15 protein-coding genes are annotated in these 15,006 nt (G+C 60.3%); 12 read left to right on the forward strand and 3 right to left on the reverse strand.

What is annotated here, in order from left to right:
* The first annotated feature begins 108 nt into the window (after window positions 1-108).
* The gene (locus ACFSM5_RS12815) at window positions 109-996 is read left to right on the forward strand and encodes an SMP-30/gluconolactonase/LRE family protein (protein ID WP_379876821.1); all 888 of its coding nucleotides are present in this window, start codon (window positions 109-111) and stop codon (window positions 994-996) included.
* A 114-nt stretch (window positions 997-1,110) separates the two neighbouring features.
* A complete protein-coding gene (locus ACFSM5_RS12820) occupies window positions 1,111-2,541 on the forward strand; it encodes an aldehyde dehydrogenase family protein (protein WP_379876822.1) in 1,431 nt (476 codons plus the stop codon).
* Between the two features lie 69 nt (window positions 2,542-2,610).
* On the opposite strand, the gene ACFSM5_RS12825 is transcribed toward ACFSM5_RS12820, so the two are convergent.
* Together ACFSM5_RS12825 and ACFSM5_RS12830 are read right to left on the reverse strand one after the other, a co-directional pair.
* A complete protein-coding gene (locus ACFSM5_RS12825; protein ID WP_379876823.1) occupies window positions 2,611-3,612 on the reverse strand; it encodes a dienelactone hydrolase family protein in 1,002 nt (333 codons plus the stop codon).
* A 198-nt stretch (window positions 3,613-3,810) separates the two neighbouring features.
* Window positions 3,811-4,785 carry an alpha/beta hydrolase family protein gene (locus ACFSM5_RS12830; protein ID WP_379876824.1) on the reverse strand — a complete coding sequence of 325 codons (975 nt, stop codon included), beginning with the start codon at window positions 4,783-4,785 and terminating at the stop codon, window positions 3,811-3,813.
* Between the two features lie 429 nt (window positions 4,786-5,214).
* Between ACFSM5_RS12830 and ACFSM5_RS12835 the strand changes: the two genes are divergently transcribed.
* Window positions 5,215-5,583 carry a group I truncated hemoglobin gene (locus tag ACFSM5_RS12835; protein ID WP_379876825.1) on the forward strand — a complete coding sequence of 123 codons (369 nt, stop codon included), beginning with the start codon at window positions 5,215-5,217 and terminating at the stop codon, window positions 5,581-5,583.
* A gap of 45 nt (window positions 5,584-5,628) precedes the next feature.
* Window positions 5,629-6,618 (forward strand): FAD-binding oxidoreductase, encoded by a 990-nt coding sequence (locus ACFSM5_RS12840; protein WP_379876826.1) that lies wholly within the window; start codon window positions 5,629-5,631, stop codon window positions 6,616-6,618.
* 11 nt (window positions 6,619-6,629) lie between these two features.
* Here the strand turns inward: ACFSM5_RS12840 and ACFSM5_RS12845 are convergent, their stop codons facing one another.
* Window positions 6,630-7,403: a helix-turn-helix transcriptional regulator gene (locus ACFSM5_RS12845; protein WP_379876827.1), complete on the reverse strand. Its 774-nt coding sequence runs from the start codon at window positions 7,401-7,403 to the stop codon at window positions 6,630-6,632.
* 625 nt (window positions 7,404-8,028) lie between these two features.
* Here ACFSM5_RS12845 and ACFSM5_RS12850 point away from each other — a divergent pair.
* From ACFSM5_RS12850 to ACFSM5_RS12885, 8 genes are all read left to right on the forward strand, one after another.
* Window positions 8,029-8,205, forward strand: a complete 177-nt coding sequence (locus ACFSM5_RS12850; RefSeq protein WP_379876828.1) for a Flp family type IVb pilin — start codon at window positions 8,029-8,031, stop codon at window positions 8,203-8,205.
* An 80-nt stretch (window positions 8,206-8,285) separates the two neighbouring features.
* Complete coding sequence (locus ACFSM5_RS12855; protein ID WP_379876829.1) at window positions 8,286-8,741, forward strand: A24 family peptidase; 456 nt, start codon at window positions 8,286-8,288, stop codon at window positions 8,739-8,741.
* Window position 8,742: 1 nt separating this feature from the next.
* Complete coding sequence (gene cpaB / locus ACFSM5_RS12860; RefSeq protein ID WP_379876830.1) at window positions 8,743-9,531, forward strand: Flp pilus assembly protein CpaB; 789 nt, start codon at window positions 8,743-8,745, stop codon at window positions 9,529-9,531.
* On the forward strand, window positions 9,528-10,838 hold the full coding sequence (locus tag ACFSM5_RS12865) for a type II and III secretion system protein family protein (protein ID WP_379876831.1): 1,311 nt from the start codon (window positions 9,528-9,530) through the stop codon (window positions 10,836-10,838). The genes cpaB and ACFSM5_RS12865 overlap by 4 nt, the downstream gene beginning before the upstream one ends.
* Complete coding sequence (locus ACFSM5_RS12870) at window positions 10,825-11,454, forward strand: CpaD family pilus assembly lipoprotein (protein ID WP_379876832.1); 630 nt, start codon at window positions 10,825-10,827, stop codon at window positions 11,452-11,454. The genes ACFSM5_RS12865 and ACFSM5_RS12870 overlap by 14 nt, the downstream gene beginning before the upstream one ends.
* Window positions 11,455-11,458: 4 nt before the next feature.
* The gene (locus ACFSM5_RS12875; RefSeq protein ID WP_379876833.1) at window positions 11,459-12,649 is read left to right on the forward strand and encodes an AAA family ATPase; all 1,191 of its coding nucleotides are present in this window, start codon (window positions 11,459-11,461) and stop codon (window positions 12,647-12,649) included.
* Entirely contained in the window at window positions 12,646-14,052 is a 1,407-nt protein-coding gene (locus tag ACFSM5_RS12880) for a CpaF family protein (protein WP_379876834.1), read from the forward strand. The genes ACFSM5_RS12875 and ACFSM5_RS12880 overlap by 4 nt, the downstream gene beginning before the upstream one ends.
* On the forward strand, window positions 14,052-15,005 hold the full coding sequence (locus ACFSM5_RS12885; RefSeq protein WP_379876835.1) for a type II secretion system F family protein: 954 nt from the start codon (window positions 14,052-14,054) through the stop codon (window positions 15,003-15,005). Before ACFSM5_RS12880 ends, ACFSM5_RS12885 begins: the two co-directional genes overlap by 1 nt.
* The last annotated feature ends 1 nt before the right edge of the window (window position 15,006 follow it).

Below are 15,006 nucleotides of genomic sequence, written 5' to 3' on the forward strand. Positions count from 1 at the left end.
AATTTGTTTGACAAGTCACAGGGCCACACCCCACCTAACCGGCTAAGAAGACCGTATGCCGGAAGGCCTTAAGGCATCTTCAGGCGATCAAACGAAGCCGGAGGACCCATGAGTTATCAGATCGATTGCCTCGTCGACAGCCGCGACGGCACGGGTGAAAGCCCGGTCTGGGATGCGCGCAACAACCGTCTCTTCTGGGTCGATATCCCCGGCAAGAAGGTCCAGATGCTGGATCCGGCGAGCGGCGCCACCCGCACCTGGATGATGCCGAAGGTCATCGGCTGCCTCGCGCTGTTTGAAGAAAACAGTCTCGCGGTTGGCCTCAAGGACGGTGTCTATCGCTTCGACCTCTCGACCGAACAACTGACCCTCATCGCCGGGATCGAGACGGATAAGCCCGACAATCGCGTCAATGACGGCAAGGTCGGCCCCGACGGCGCCTTCTGGGTCGGCACCATGGACGATCTGAACATGCCCAAGCTGCCGCTGGCCGCGCTCTATCGCGTCACGGCTGACGGCAAGGTCGAAAAGAAGGTTAGCGACCTCAAGGTCTCCAATGGTCTTGCCTGGAGCGGCGACAAAAAGACCATGTTCCATTCGGACTCGCGCGGCCCCTGGGTCGACCGCTACGACTTTGATGCCGCCACCGGCGATATCTCCAACCGCACCCGCATCCTGGAGCTGACGGAAGCCGAAGGTCGGCCCGATGGCGGCGCCTGCGATATCGAGGGCAATTATTGGAGCGGCGGCATTTCGGCCGGTGTCATCAATAAGTTTTCTCGGGACGGTAAGCTTCTGGAGAAGATCCCCCTTCCCTTCCCCACCCCGACCATGCCGTGTTTTGGCGGACCGGATATGAAGACGCTCTACATCACCTCCGCCCGTGGCGGCCAATCCGACGAAACGCTTGCGAAGGCACCGCTGACCGGCGGTCTGTTCGCAATGCGGGTCTCGGTTGCAGGCGCGCCTGTGGCCCGTTTCGGCCAGCCCTTGTAGGCTGGCCGCGAAATTTGCCCGTGGCGCCCCTAACGGGGCCGCTCAGACGCCGCGCGGGCTTTCACATTTTTTGACCCAAAAGGTCGGGTCAAAAACTGCTCCAGGGAGATACACATGAAAAAGAATCTGATCGGCGGCAACTGGGTCGAGGGCGCCTCGGCCACCAAGAACATCAATCCGTCTGACATTTCGGACACGATCGATGAATTCGCCGCCGCAGATGCGGCTCAGGTCAATCAGGCCATCGATGCCGCTGCCGAAGCGGGCAAGACCTGGGCTCACTCGACCCCTCAGCAGCGTTTCGATCTGCTGGACAAGGCCGGCGAGCTGATCCTGGCCCGCCGCCAGGAACTCGGCACCCTGCTGTCGCGTGAAGAAGGCAAGGTTCTGGCCGAGGGTATCGGTGAAGCCACCCGCGCTGGCCATATCTTCAAGTTCATGGCCGGTGAAGCCCTCCGCATCGAAGGCGAAGCCCGCGCCTCCGCCCGCCCCGGCATCGAAACCTACATCACCCGCGAGCCGGTAGGCGTCGTCGGCCTGATCACGCCCTGGAACTTCCCGATTGCCATTCCGGCCTGGAAGATCGCCCCAGCGCTGGCGCACGGCAACACGGTCGTTGTGAAGCCCGCCGATCTGGTGCCCGCCTCCACCCATGCGATTGCCGAAATCCTGGTCGAAGCCGGCCTGCCTGCAGGCGTGCTTAACCTCACCATGGGTCCGGGCCGCGTGGTCGGCGAGGCGCTGGTGAATTCGCCCAAGGTGAAGGCCATCAGCTTCACCGGTTCGGTCGGCACCGGCATGTCGATTGCCCAGAAGGCCGTTGCATCAGGGAAGAAGGTCCAGACCGAGATGGGCGGCAAGAATCCGCTGATCGTTCTGGACGACGCCGATCTGGAAAACGCGGTCAATTCGGCCCTGAACGGCGCCTTCTTCTCCACCGGTCAGCGCTGCACCGCCTGCTCGCGCCTGATCGTCACCGCCGGGATCTACGACAAGTTCGTCGCCCGCATGAAGGAGAAGATGGCCGCCCTGAAGATCGGCCATGCCCTGGAAGCCGGCATCGACATCGGCCCGGTCGTCGACCAGAAGCAGCTGGATCAGGATCTGAAGTATATCGAGATCGGCCAGAAGGAATCCGGGTCGCTGGTTGGTGGCGGTCTGGTCGAACGTCCGACCAAGGGCTTCTTCCTGGCCCCAGCCCTCTTCACCGACACCACCAACCAGATGCAGATCAACCGGGAAGAGGTCTTCGGTCCGGTTGCCTCGATCATCCGCGTGAAGGATTACGAGGAAGCCCTCGCCGTTGCCAACGACACCGAATTCGGTCTGTCGGCAGGCATCTGCACCTCGTCGCTGAAGTATGCCACCCACTTCCGCCGCCACAGCCAGGCGGGCATGGTCATGGTCAACCTCTCGACCGCAGGCGTCGACTATCACGTCCCGTTCGGCGGCACCAAGGGCTCGAGCTACGGTTCGCGCGAACAGGGCCGCTACGCCCAGGAGTTCTACTCCACGGTCAAGACGGCCTACAGCTACGCCCTCTAAGTCCGGGCGCAGAGAAACGCAAAAGGGCGCAGGATCACTCCTGCGCCCTCTTCGTTTCAGCAGATCCGATTACGGAGCCGCCTTCAGGGTCGTCACATAATCGCCGATCTTCTTGCGCCAGTCCTCGTGGATCGCCTTGTTCACGGCATCGGTCTTCGATTCCCAAGTATGGACGCCATTGGCGTAGAGCCAATACTCGAAGGCATAGAGCGAGGGATTGAGGTTGGCGACCGAAACGGATTCGGCCTGTCGGCTGGTGCAGTAAGCAGGCGATACCGAGGCATCGGCGCTGCCGATGCCAATGATGGCCGGAACCACCGACGCCGACCCCTTGTAGTTGTTCAGGCTATCCATGCCGCAGCCCGGATAAGAGATGAACAGCTTTTTGAACAGTCGACCACCACCCTGGGGATTGTCGATATTCACCGGATGCTTCGACAGTGCGGCGCCCAGGAAAGCCGTACCACCGTGCGAATAGCCAACCCCCACCAGCTTGTCGGCATCAACCCAGGGCAGATTTCCCGCTCTTACATATTCAGCAGCGCCAACAACGTCGTAAGGACGAACTTTATGGTCCGACGCTTCGGGCGGACGCTTTGTGCGGTCGTCATTCAGACCGGGGACGATCGTGAAGTCTGCCGGATATTTGGCGACATTCAGGACATAGTCGTTTCGATAGCTGGAGAAGCTGTTCACCAGCATGACGCCGACGCCGAGGTCGATCATCTGCTTGGCCAGGGTCTGGAACTGGGTAGAGGGGCTGGCGTAGGTGCCCGAGCCACTATGCCCATGGGCAACGATCACCAGCGGCACCTTGGCCGAGGCGGTCGCAGTGGCTGGCTTCCAGATCCAGCCTTCGACCTTATCCTTGGAATCGTTGCTGAGCTTGCTCTGGAAAGTGACGAGCTGGTCGGGCTTCTGCTTGGCCCAGGTGGCAATGGTGCCCGCCGGGATCGAGATCGTCTGCGCGGGCGACGGCGGCTGCACCGAAGCCGTGGTTTGCGCCTGAGCCGCGATCGGCAGAGCCAGAACCGGCAGGAGAGCAATGAGGGAGGCAGCGCGGAGAGTCATTGATGAATTCCTTATGTACCTAGGCCTTCATTCAAATATGAACAGAGTATTAAAATCAAATTCTTCTCCAAGATATTATTATCTTCATCTATTACCTTTTGTAATCACATACGTGATTATTTTATCCGCAAAACAATTGAGGCACGATTTCGACCAACCGAAATCGTGCCTCTCGCATCCTGACCGGGGGGAAGACGGTCAGGGAGCGTTCTTAAGATCCTTCATGTAAGTGGCGACCTTTGTGCGCCAATCGAACTTGGCTGCCAAATTTGGGGTTGTCACCGTCGATTCCCAGGTATGGCCGGCGCTCTTATAGAGCCAATATTCAAAGGCATAGAGCGATGGGTTAGTCGCTGCGGCTGCCACCGACTCCGCCTGACGTCCCGTGCAATAAGAGGGGGAGACGGATGTATCATCGCTACCGATACCAATCACTGCGGGAACAACAGCAGCCGAGTTTTTGTAGTTATTCGGGCTGCTCATCCCGCAACCTGGATAGGTAATGAATATCTTTTTGAACAGACGGCCACCACCCTGCGGATTGCTGAGATTCACGGGATGGTTGGACATGGCAGCCCCTAGAAAAGCCGTTCCGCCATGCGAGTAACCTATGCCGACGAGCTTATTTCCATCGACCCAATCCATGCTTTTAGCCGCATATTCGGCCGCCCCGACCACGTCCCAAGGACGGACCAGATGATCCGACGCTTCAACCGGCCTGAAACTACCCAATCCCGGAATTATCGCGTAGTTGGACGCATAATTCGCAAGCACATAGGCATTGCGAGATGCTGAGAAACTATTCACGAGCATGACGCCTATGCCGAGATCCGTCATCTGCTTGGCCAGAGTCTTGAATTGCGTAGAGGGATTGGCATAGGTGCCTGCGCCGCTGTGCCCATGGGCAACGATCAGCAACGGAACCCTTGCCGAAGCGCTTGCAACGGCGGGCTTCCACACCCACCCCTCAATCTGGTTTTTACTTTCATTGCTGAGCTTGCTGTAGAAGGTAACCAGCTGGGTCGGGACACTGGATGCCTGCACCGTGGAGGCAGGAGCCGGAATCGCCACAACCTGTGCGGGATTAGGAGGCCGAACCTCTGCTGTCGTTTGCGCCTGTGCGGTAACGGCGACGCCCCCCAACAGAGCGGCAAATGCCAGCTTTTTTGACACCTTCCGAACCAAACACATGATAAACCTCTTAATATTAACTTTTTTTACTATCTTTAAGCGATTTATTAATGTCAACACCAAATAAAACATAAATAAGAATCTCGAATTACAATTGGCGCGACACTCGCGCCCAGGCACGCAAACAGACGCTCCCCACCTGCCCCCGACCCGAAAACCGCCAGCGCGACATTGATGAATCATTGAATGATTAAGATTAAGCCAGACGCAAACGCAGAGTAAAAATTTAAAAACGCGAATAAAGCATGATAATCTAGCGTATATTATTTAAAATATACTCACATCACCCTTCAAGGGTGATTCTTAAAATTCAATCATCCATGCAAAATTCAGATCAGATTTGATGATCATTCGCCCTTCTGGATCGAATGGCTTCCAATGCGTCATACCCACGGCCAGCCGGAGAGTTTTATGTCTTCCGTATTCGAGAAAATCGGCGGCGCCGCCGCAGTAAATGCCGCTGTCGACATCTTCTATGCCAAGATTCTACGAGATCCCCTGCTCGAGCCATTCTTCGACGGCATCGACATGGACAAGCAACGCGCCAAGCAGGTCGCTTTTCTGACCATGGTCTTCGGCGGACCGTCGGCTTACGCTGGCAAGGATTTGCGGGCAGCCCACAAACATATGGTGGAGCAACGCGGCCTCGGGGATGCACACTTCAACGCAGTGGCAGGCCATTTGCAGGCAACTTTGCAGGAGTTGAACGTTCCGGCCGATCTGGTTTCTGCAATCATGACCACTGCTGCCAGCACACGCGACGACGTTCTCAATCGCTAACCGGCTCAACTGCGAAAAAGCGGCGGCCAACCCAGGGGCATTGGGGTGAAGGAACTGATTTTTGAGGGCCGCCCGGTTGCGGCTCTTGATGGCGAAACTGTGCTGGAGGCTTTGCTGCGTGACGGCATTGCTATCGCACACCAGTGTCGCAAGGGGGTTTGCCTCAGCTGCGCAGTACACTCCATTGGCCGTTGCCCCCCGCCCATGGAGGCGCAGATGAGTCTCCCCCTTGCGGCCAGAAACCAGAATCAAGCTCTGGCCTGCCAATGGCGCATTGGTTCCGACCCCATCGAGATCGCTGGCGCCGGAACCATCAATCGCCCCCAGTCCGGGCGAATCGAGCAGATCGAACTACTCAGCCCCTCCGTTGCACGCGTCTTGCTATCCGTGCCACGAAGCTTCGAAGCTGAAGCGGGACAATATGTCGTTGTCCGGCGGCGCGATGGTCTGGAGCGCCCCTACTCGATTGCCAGCCTTCCAACACAAGCCCGCCCCTTCTTGGAACTGCATGTCCGGCGATATGATGGCGGGCTGATGAGCCCCTGGCTTTGCAACCGTGAAACCGCAGGGAAACGGGTCGACCTCTTCGGACCTTATGGCGCAACCACCTATCGGCCCGATAAGCCGGAGGCCAATCTGCTGCTCATCGGCACAGGTACCGGCCTTGCACCGCTCTACGGGATCCTGCAGGACGCCTTGGCTCAGGGCCATCAAGGCCAGATCGCTCTCTACCACGGGTCGCGGGCACGCGACGGCCTCTATCTAGATGCCGAGTTGAGCGAGCTTGCGACAGAGTCGCCCAACTTCTCCTACACAGCCTGCTTGTCCGATCGTGAGAATACCTCTACAGGCACGGCCATTGGCAGGGCGCACGAGATCGCCTTTATGCGGCACGCGGATCTTAAAGGTTGGCGCGTTTATCTGTGCGGTCTACCGGCGATGGTAGCCAGCGCTCGTCGCAGTGCGTTCCTGGCCGGGGCGGCTTTCGATGATATTTTCATCGACCCCTTTCACCCGGCCCCGGCCACAGCCTGATAGAAAACCGCCTAAAGAGACATCGACGCGAAGGCCGCGCGATTACTGACACCCAGCTTCCGATAGGCATTTTTGCGGTGGGTTTTTACCGTATTCGGGCTAACCCCCAACAGGCGCGCGATGGTTTTTTCGCTTCGCCCCAGCGCGATCATCCGCACCACCCGCTGCTCCGCGGGAGTAATGGCAGCCCAGGAACGCTCAAGAGTAGCCGGCGTCCAAAGCTTGCGCTCTATCGTCAATAGAAGACGCGTTTCCGCACGCGCTTCTTCATCAACCAACGTGGCGATAGGGTAGAGCGCTATCTCAAGACGCGCCTCCCCCACGACTGCATCGACAGTCAGGGAGCTTGCCAGAGTCAAAGGCGCCACACCGGGCCGATCCGACGCCATCATCATCTTCAGAATCAGAGCCGTAACCTGCAGATCCGTTTTGCGATCCGCAAAAGCAACCCGACGACCAACCCAACGCAATTCTCCGACACCTTCGATCAGGTCGGTCGCAATCGCGTTACAGGCAGTCACTTCACCAAGATGATTCAACAGGAAAGCGCCCTTGCCCGCCTGTTGCAATGCCCCGAGCTGGCTTTCAACAGACTGCCCCTGCATCAGCAAGGCAATATCATCATGCTGACGTCGAATGACAGCCAAGTGCGCAGAGAGATCTCGCTCGATCTCCGGACGAACGCCGAGGCCCAACCGGGACAGGCACTCTTCGAATGCCGCATGACTAGCGGCCGATTCGTAAAGATCTCGCAAGTTTTTCCAAAGTTGATCTTCGTCCAGCATCACGGCCCCACCGATTCATTTTTTGCCCCGCCCCTCCCGTTCGGAGAGGTCGATTGCATCGAAATTTAAGATGCATGATTCGTATATGTTCAATTGGCAAAGGTTGACAATAGATTAATTTTCTCCAAACCTATTTTTAATAGATTAACGATAAGAAGGAAAAGAGAACGGCTTAGCCGTCTTTAGGCGGACGCATTGTTGAAGCGATCAACCGCCAGGCAATCTATGTTTTCCGCAATCCATAACCTTTTGACATGAAGCTACCTTGGGTGATGCTGCCTCAGCCTTACGTTAATATTTTCTAATGAATAATTTCATAAAGATTAATGTGAGGTAAAACGTTGGTACCATTAGCTTTTGTTTTTTGGATTGCCTTTCTGGTTCAGACAACACGATAAACTCACGTGCAGCGAAGGCCTCCGCCCTAAAAGACGTTCACAGCACGTTGCGTCGCTCACCGGAATCAACAATAATTATAAAATAAAAATTACCCGCATATGACCTTGATATCTATTTTGAATTCATATAATTGGGATTTTCACGGATACTTACTTATTTGTACTGATATCGACTCGATATCAATCATAGAAACAGATGGAAGCAGACACCAAGGAGATTGACGGAAATGTTGAAACTTCTCTGCACCCAGTTGCGCGCATTGAAACAAGACGACGATGGCGCTACCGCGATCGAATACGGGTTGATCGTCGCAGGCATCGCCGTCGCGATCATTGCCGCTGTCTCGATGGTCGGTGACCAGTTGATAGAGACCTTCACCCGCATTGCCGACGGGTTGAAATAAGCCGGGCCCGATCCCCGTGGCCGGACCGGATGGGGTGTCGGAACTTCACCTGCACCACACAGCTCGTTCCCAGGAAGCCGATGTTTGTGACTCTCTGCCTCTGCCTCTGCATGACAGCCCTCGCCTGGGCCGCGGTCAGCGATGTGTTGCATTATCGAATCCCCGATGCTGTCCATCCGCTGATCATTCTAAGTTTTCTGATCATGGCGGCCGCAATACCGTTGCCCTGGGTGGAAATCGGGTGGCGTCTGATGATGGCAGGCGTGGCCTTTACCGCCGGTTTGGTGCTTTTTGCCGCGCGAGCGATGGGGGGCGGTGACGTCAAACTGCTCAGTGCGATCCTTCTGTGGTTCCCCCCAGCGCAGGCCCCGGCATTTCTGCTACTGATGAGTCTCCTCGGGGGGGCGGCGGCTTTGATCGTTCTGGCCCGCGCCCGGACCTTGCAGATTGAAGAACGGCGTGTGCCCTATGGCGTTGCAATCGCTGGCGCCGCGGCAATGCAGTTGCTGACCCCTGCTGCGGCGGGGGCAATCTGAGATGCGCATCGGACTATTCATTCTTGCCATCGTTCTAGCCTTTTCGACGGCTTTGGTCGCAACACTGACCACCCGCCCCCCCCGAAACGAGATTGCAACAGAGGACATTCTGGTGCTCACGGGGGATGTGGAGGCGGGGGAAGCCATCGGCGCCAACAGGCTCGCCTGGCGCCCCTGGCCGACCAGCAGCATTACACCCGGACATATCCGCAAAAGCGGCACCGCCACAGGCCTGACGGACTGGAGCGAGCGCATCCCCCTGACCCGCATGGTGGCAGGCGAACCCCTGCTGGCGGGCAGGGTCGAAGCACGGAGCGGCGGCGCATTGGCGGTCATGATCGACAAGGCCAGCCGGGCGGTCACGATCGAGATCAATGATGCGGGCGGTGTCGGCGGCTTCGCCCTGCCCGGTGACCGGGTCGACGTTCTGTTTGTTCAGCGCGACCAACGGGGCCAGTCGGGTAGCGGACGGGTTCTGGTTGCTGCCGCCCGCGTGCTGGCGGTCAATCAGGCGATGTCGGTCAAGGGTGCCACCCTGGGTGGCTCGGTCAAGACAGCAACGCTGGAGGTCACCCCGTCCCAGGCCAGCGATCTCGCCAGCGCGGCGTCTTCGGGCGATCTCTCTTTGAGTCTCCGGCCGCTTGGCGCCGCCAAAGAAACGCCCGCACCGCCACCGCCTCCCCCATTGGAAACACCTGCCGCAGCCCCTGCGCCCGAGCCAGCCATCGAAGGCCCGGCGGTCACCATCTATCGCGGCTTTGCCAAAGAATCTATCCGGATCGAGCGATGATCAACCTGCGCCAGGGGCTGCTTGCCCTCATCTTTCTCGTGTCCCCCGTCCTGGCCAATGCCCAGGTTCTGGAATATGTGATTCCACTGGGAAAAGGGCGCTCGGTTGAGCTGAAACGGGATGCCCGGGATGTTTTTGTCGCCTCCCCCGACATCGCAGACGTGACAGCAAACACGCCCCGACTTTTCTATATCGTGGCGAATAAGATCGGCACGACGAACGCTTTCTTCTCCGATGCGGCAGGCAAGCCCATCCTGGAAGTCTCGATCCGGGTCGAAGCGGACGTTCCGGGGATCCAGAACGCCTTACGTCAGGCGCTGCCGGACGCCCAGTTCCAGGTCTATGCGGCTGGCGATAAAGTTTTCCTGGCCGGAACCGTCGTTTCTGCCTCCGCCGCCGATCAGGCCGAACGCATCGCCCGCCTCTACGTCAAAGACGACAAGGGGCTCGTCAATCTGCTGAAAGTGACGGGCGGCGATCAGATCCTGCTGCGGGTCCGGGTGGCGGAGATGCGCCGGTCGGTCGCCCGCCAGCTCGGCATCAATGCCCTCAAGGCGGATGGATCGAGCATCGGCCTCAGCGCCGGGCGCGCGACCACCGGGGCGTTCGGTCAGGTCAATTTCTCGATCAACACCAATGCCTTCGATACACTCTCCGCCTCGATTGACGCGCTCGAAGATCAGGGGCTGGTCAAGACGCTGGCCGAACCGAATGTCACCGCCATTTCCGGCGAGTCGGCAGGGTTCCTGGCGGGCGGCGAATTCCCGGTGCCGATCTCCCGCGATCAGCAGGGAAATTCGGTCGTCGAGTTCAAGCCGTTCGGTGTGGGGCTGAATTTCACTCCGGTCGTCTTAAGCTCCGGGCGGATCTCCCTCAAGATGTCGACCGAGGTCAGCTCCCTGACGGATGAAGGCTCACAGGTCGTCGGTCAGCTGCGCATTCCAGGCCTCTCGGTGCGGCGGGTGGAAACCACCGTCGAAATGCCAAGCGGCAGCAGCCTGGTGGTCGCAGGTCTGTTGCGCAACGACCTCAATACCTCCAGCAGCGGCCTGCCGGGCCTGATGGAGATTCCCATTCTGGGCAGCCTGTTCCGCTCGACCTCCTTCCAGCGCAACGAGTCCGAACTGGTGGTGCTGGTCACCCCCTATGTGGTCCGCCCGACCCAGGACGGCCTGCTGACTCTGCCGACCGCTGGGCAGCAGCCCCCCGACGATATCGACCTCTTCCTCTTCAAGCGCCTCGGCTTCACCAATCCGAACGAGGCCCGCGCCAGCGTCAAGGGACCGGTTGGCTATGTTTTCGATTGATCGCCTGACAGCTATCACCCTGGCTTGCCTGCTGGCGGCCTGCACCCTCCCCCCGGCCCCGCCGAGCGACCCGCGCCTTGCCCATCCGATTACGGTCAAACCCGTATCGGTGGCCCTGGCCCTGAAGGGTGTACAGCCCGACGGCAGCCTGTCGCCGCGCGACATCTCCCAGGCTGGTGCGCTGTTCGACCGCTATGCGCGGGTGCGGCGAGGACCACTGAGCCTCGACCCCGGCCCGCTGGCGCCCATCGCCTGGGAACGCTATGCCGCCGAACTGCGCCTCATCGCCCAGGATCGCGGTGTTGCGGCGGATCAGATGATCGTCGCCCGGACCACTAGCGAAACCCCGGCTCTGCGCTTTACCGATTTCGTGGCGGAAGGGCCGGACTGCGTGGCGCCCCCGAACAATACGCCGGGTTGGGCCTTTGGTTGTGCCCAGCAGCGCAATCTGGCGGCGATGATCGCTGACCCGCTCGATCTGGTGCAGCCGGGTGAACTGGCACCGGCCGATGCTGCCCGCCTGAGTGTCGTGATGGACAATTACCGCAAGGGCAACAGCACCACCTCCAAACGGTCCGAAAACGAACGCGCCATCGTGTCCGGCGGCAATCCGTAAACCCATGCAGAAAGCCGCCATCCATTCCCATCTGGCCACCGCCGAGACCCAGCAGAGCCTGCGCGCGGCCCTGCAGGACCGGCGTCTGTCGCATCTGAAGGTCGGCGAATACGGCGGCGGCATCGCAGCAGCCGTGGACCAATATGCGGAAGCCGAAACGCCCGCGCTGCTGATCGTCGAAGCGCCGAAAAGCCTGTCGGTCGAGGGGCTTCTAGCCCATCTGGGTCAATTGGCGAACCGCTGCAGCCCGCAGACCGCCGTGCTGGTCATCGGTTGGTTGAATGATGTGGGCCTCTACCGGACCCTGATCGACATGGGTGTGGCCGACTATTTTGTGCAGCCGACGCCACCGGAAGCGCTGATCCCGATTCTCCATCGCCTCACCGCAGGCGATACCAATCAGCCGAAGGGCAAGGTCACGGTCTTCCTGGGCGCTGTCGGCGGCGCAGGCGTATCGACCCTGGCTTTCGAACATGCCCAGGCCCTGGGCCAGCGAGCGCCGGACGGCGTCTGGCTGCTCGATCTCGATCTTGCCCATGGCACCCAGGATCTGCTGGCCGACCGTCCGGGACGCGAGGCTGTGCGAACAAGCATCCAGTCACCGCAGCGGCTGGATGCGGGCAGTCTGGCCCGTCTGGCAGAGAGTAGCGGCCCTGTCCGACTCTTAAGCGCCGGGGGGACTCTTGCCTCCTCCGATCTCGACCCAGCCATGGTGCAGACACTGGTGGGTCAATTGGCCCAGACGGCCGAGAATCTGGTGATAGACCTGCCGCACCTCTGGTTACCCTGGACCCAGGCCGTGCTGAAACAGGCAGATCGTGTGGTTCTGGTTACGCGCCCGACCCTGGCTGGCTTCCGTAATGCCCGCAATCTGATCGCAGCCCTGGCAGGCCTGCGTCCTTTCGACCCGCACCCGCTGCTGATCCTGAACCAGATTGCGCCTCGGCAGGCGGCGCAGCCGTTCATGAAGGATCTCATCAAGGGTCTCGCCCCTCTGACCCCGGCCCTGATTGCCGACTGCGCGCCCGCACTCGAAAAAGCCCAGGCCGCAGGAAAGCCGCTGGTCGTCGCCGCTCCTTCGGCCTCGATCTCCAAGGCGGCCCAAGCCCTCTGCGGCGCTGGCGCCACCAAAGCGACATCAAAGCCTGGGCTGCTGGCAGGACTCCTGAGACGACTTCCGGGGCGGGCCGGATGACGGCATTCGGCAAGCGCGCGCAGGTCAATACCGACAGCCCAGCACCGGCGATAGCTGCCACGGCGCCGGTGCCCACGGCTGCACCGATACCGGCCCCGCGCCCTGCCGATCCCAGCCCGCCGCTCCTGGCCAACGACAGTTCCTACGGCATCAAGACCGGCATTTTCGCGGCCCTGATCGAGACCATCGATCTTGCCGAACTGTCGAAGATGGATGCGGAAAGCACCCGCTCCACCCTGCATGACATCATCTCGGAAATCATCGCGGTCAAAGGCTATATCCTCGGCCCCGACGAGCAGGAGGCGATCAGCGCCGAGATCCTGAACGATATCCTGGGTCTGGGACCGCTGGAGCCCCTGCTGGCCCGCGACGATATCGCCGACATCATGGTGAACGGCTGCGATCAGGTTTACATCGAAGTCGACGGCCTCATCCAACTGACGCCGGTCAAGTTCCGCGACAATGCCCAACTGATGAATATCTGCCAGCGCATCGTCGCCTCGGTCGGTCGGCGCGTCGATGAGGCGAGCCCGATCTGCGATGCCCGTCTGGCGGACGGCAGTCGCGTCAATGTGATCGTGCATCCGCTGTCGCTGAAGGGGCCGACCCTCACCATCCGCAAATTCAAAAAAGACAAGCTGACGCTGGATCAGATGGTTCAGCGTGGCGGTCTGTCACCCGAAGCGGCGAGCCTGCTGCGGATCCTGTCCGCCGCCCGCTGCAATATCCTGATTTCTGGCGGCACGGGGTCGGGCAAGACGACCCTGCTGAACTGCCTCACCCAATTCTTCAGCCCCGGCGAGCGCATCGTCACCTGCGAAGACGCGGCGGAACTGCAGCTTCAGCAGCCCCATGTGGTCAGCCTGGAAACCCGCCCGCCGAACCTGGAAGGCAAGGGCGAGATCGCGATGCGGGATCTGGTGCGCAACTGCCTGCGTATGCGCCCCGACCGCATCGTGGTGGGCGAGGTGCGCGGCGCCGAGGCCTTCGATCTGCTGCAGGCGATGAATACCGGCCATGACGGGTCGATGGGGACCCTGCATGCCAATACCCCGACCGAGGCGCTGGGGCGGCTGGAGAATATGATCGCCATGGGCAATCTGCCGCTGTCGCCCGGCGCGGTGCGCAAGCAGATCGCCGACGCCCTCAATATCGTGGTCCAGACCCAGCGTCTGCGCGACGGATCGCGCCGCATCACCCATGTGACCGAGATCCTGAGCTATGAGGACGACCGGATCCAGAGCGTGGATCTGATGACCTTCCTCTATACCGGCGACAGCCCCGATGGTCGGATCCAGGGGCATCACGCCTTCCTGGCCCCGCCCCGCGACTGCATGGAGAATATCCGCGCCTATGGGCTGGAGCGGGAGTGCATGGCGCTCTTTACGCGAGGAGACGGCTGATGCTCCTCTGGCTGTGGACGTCCTTCATTCTGACGATCCTGGCGTCAGCGGGCCTGGAGATCCGGCATCGCAACCGGAACGCCCAGCGGCGGCGACTGGCTGCCCTCATCCGGCAGCAACCGGCGCCGAGCGATGGTGACGGCACAGCCCTGGCCGATATGCGGCGGCGGGTTCAGAAGCTGGCGGAGGCTCCGCCGACCGGCCTCAAAGCCTGGACCCTCCGGCTGGCCCAGCGGGCGGGGATGGAGATTTCCCCCCTGGGCTACTGGATGTTGACTGCTGCTGTCGTGATCGCGCTGGGCGCTTTGCTGATCGGTCCCGCCAGATTGCAGATACCGATGGCATTGTCCATCGCCCTGGCTTTTGGAGCGGGGCTGCCCTGGTTCGTCCTGAGCCTACTGGCCGCCCGGCGTCAGAATGCTTTCACAACTGCCTTCGCTGATGCGACCGATGCCATCGTCCGCAATATCAAGGCCGGACTATCCCTGGGCGAGGCTCTGCGCATGGTAGGGCGCGAGATGCCGCCAGTGGTGGCCGATGTCTTCCGGAAACTGGGGGAAGAGCAGGATCTGGGCGTTCCCCTCGATCAGGCCCTGACCCGCGCGGCCGAACGCGTCGGCACGCCGGAGATGCGGTTTTTTGCCGTGGTTCTGTCGATCCAGCGCCAGACTGGCGGCAATCTGGCCGAGACACTGGGCAACCTGTCGGGCCTGCTGCGGTCACGCAAGAAGCTGCGGGACCGGGTGAAGGCACTGTCCGCCGAAGCGCGCGCCTCAGCGGCGATCATCGGATCGATGCCCTTCATCATCGCAGGCCTGCTGTGGTTGACCAGCCCCGATTATCTCGATCCGCTGTTCGACAGTTCGGGCGGGCGGGCGCTGCTGGTGGCGGGACTGGTCTGGATGGCCATCGGTGCCTTTGTCATGCGCCGCATGGTCGATCTGAGGATCTGAG

Origin of the sequence: Lacibacterium aquatile, assembly GCF_042683105.1 — a bacterium.
GTDB classification, from domain to species: Bacteria; Pseudomonadota; Alphaproteobacteria; order Elsterales; family Elsteraceae; genus Lacibacterium; species Lacibacterium aquatile.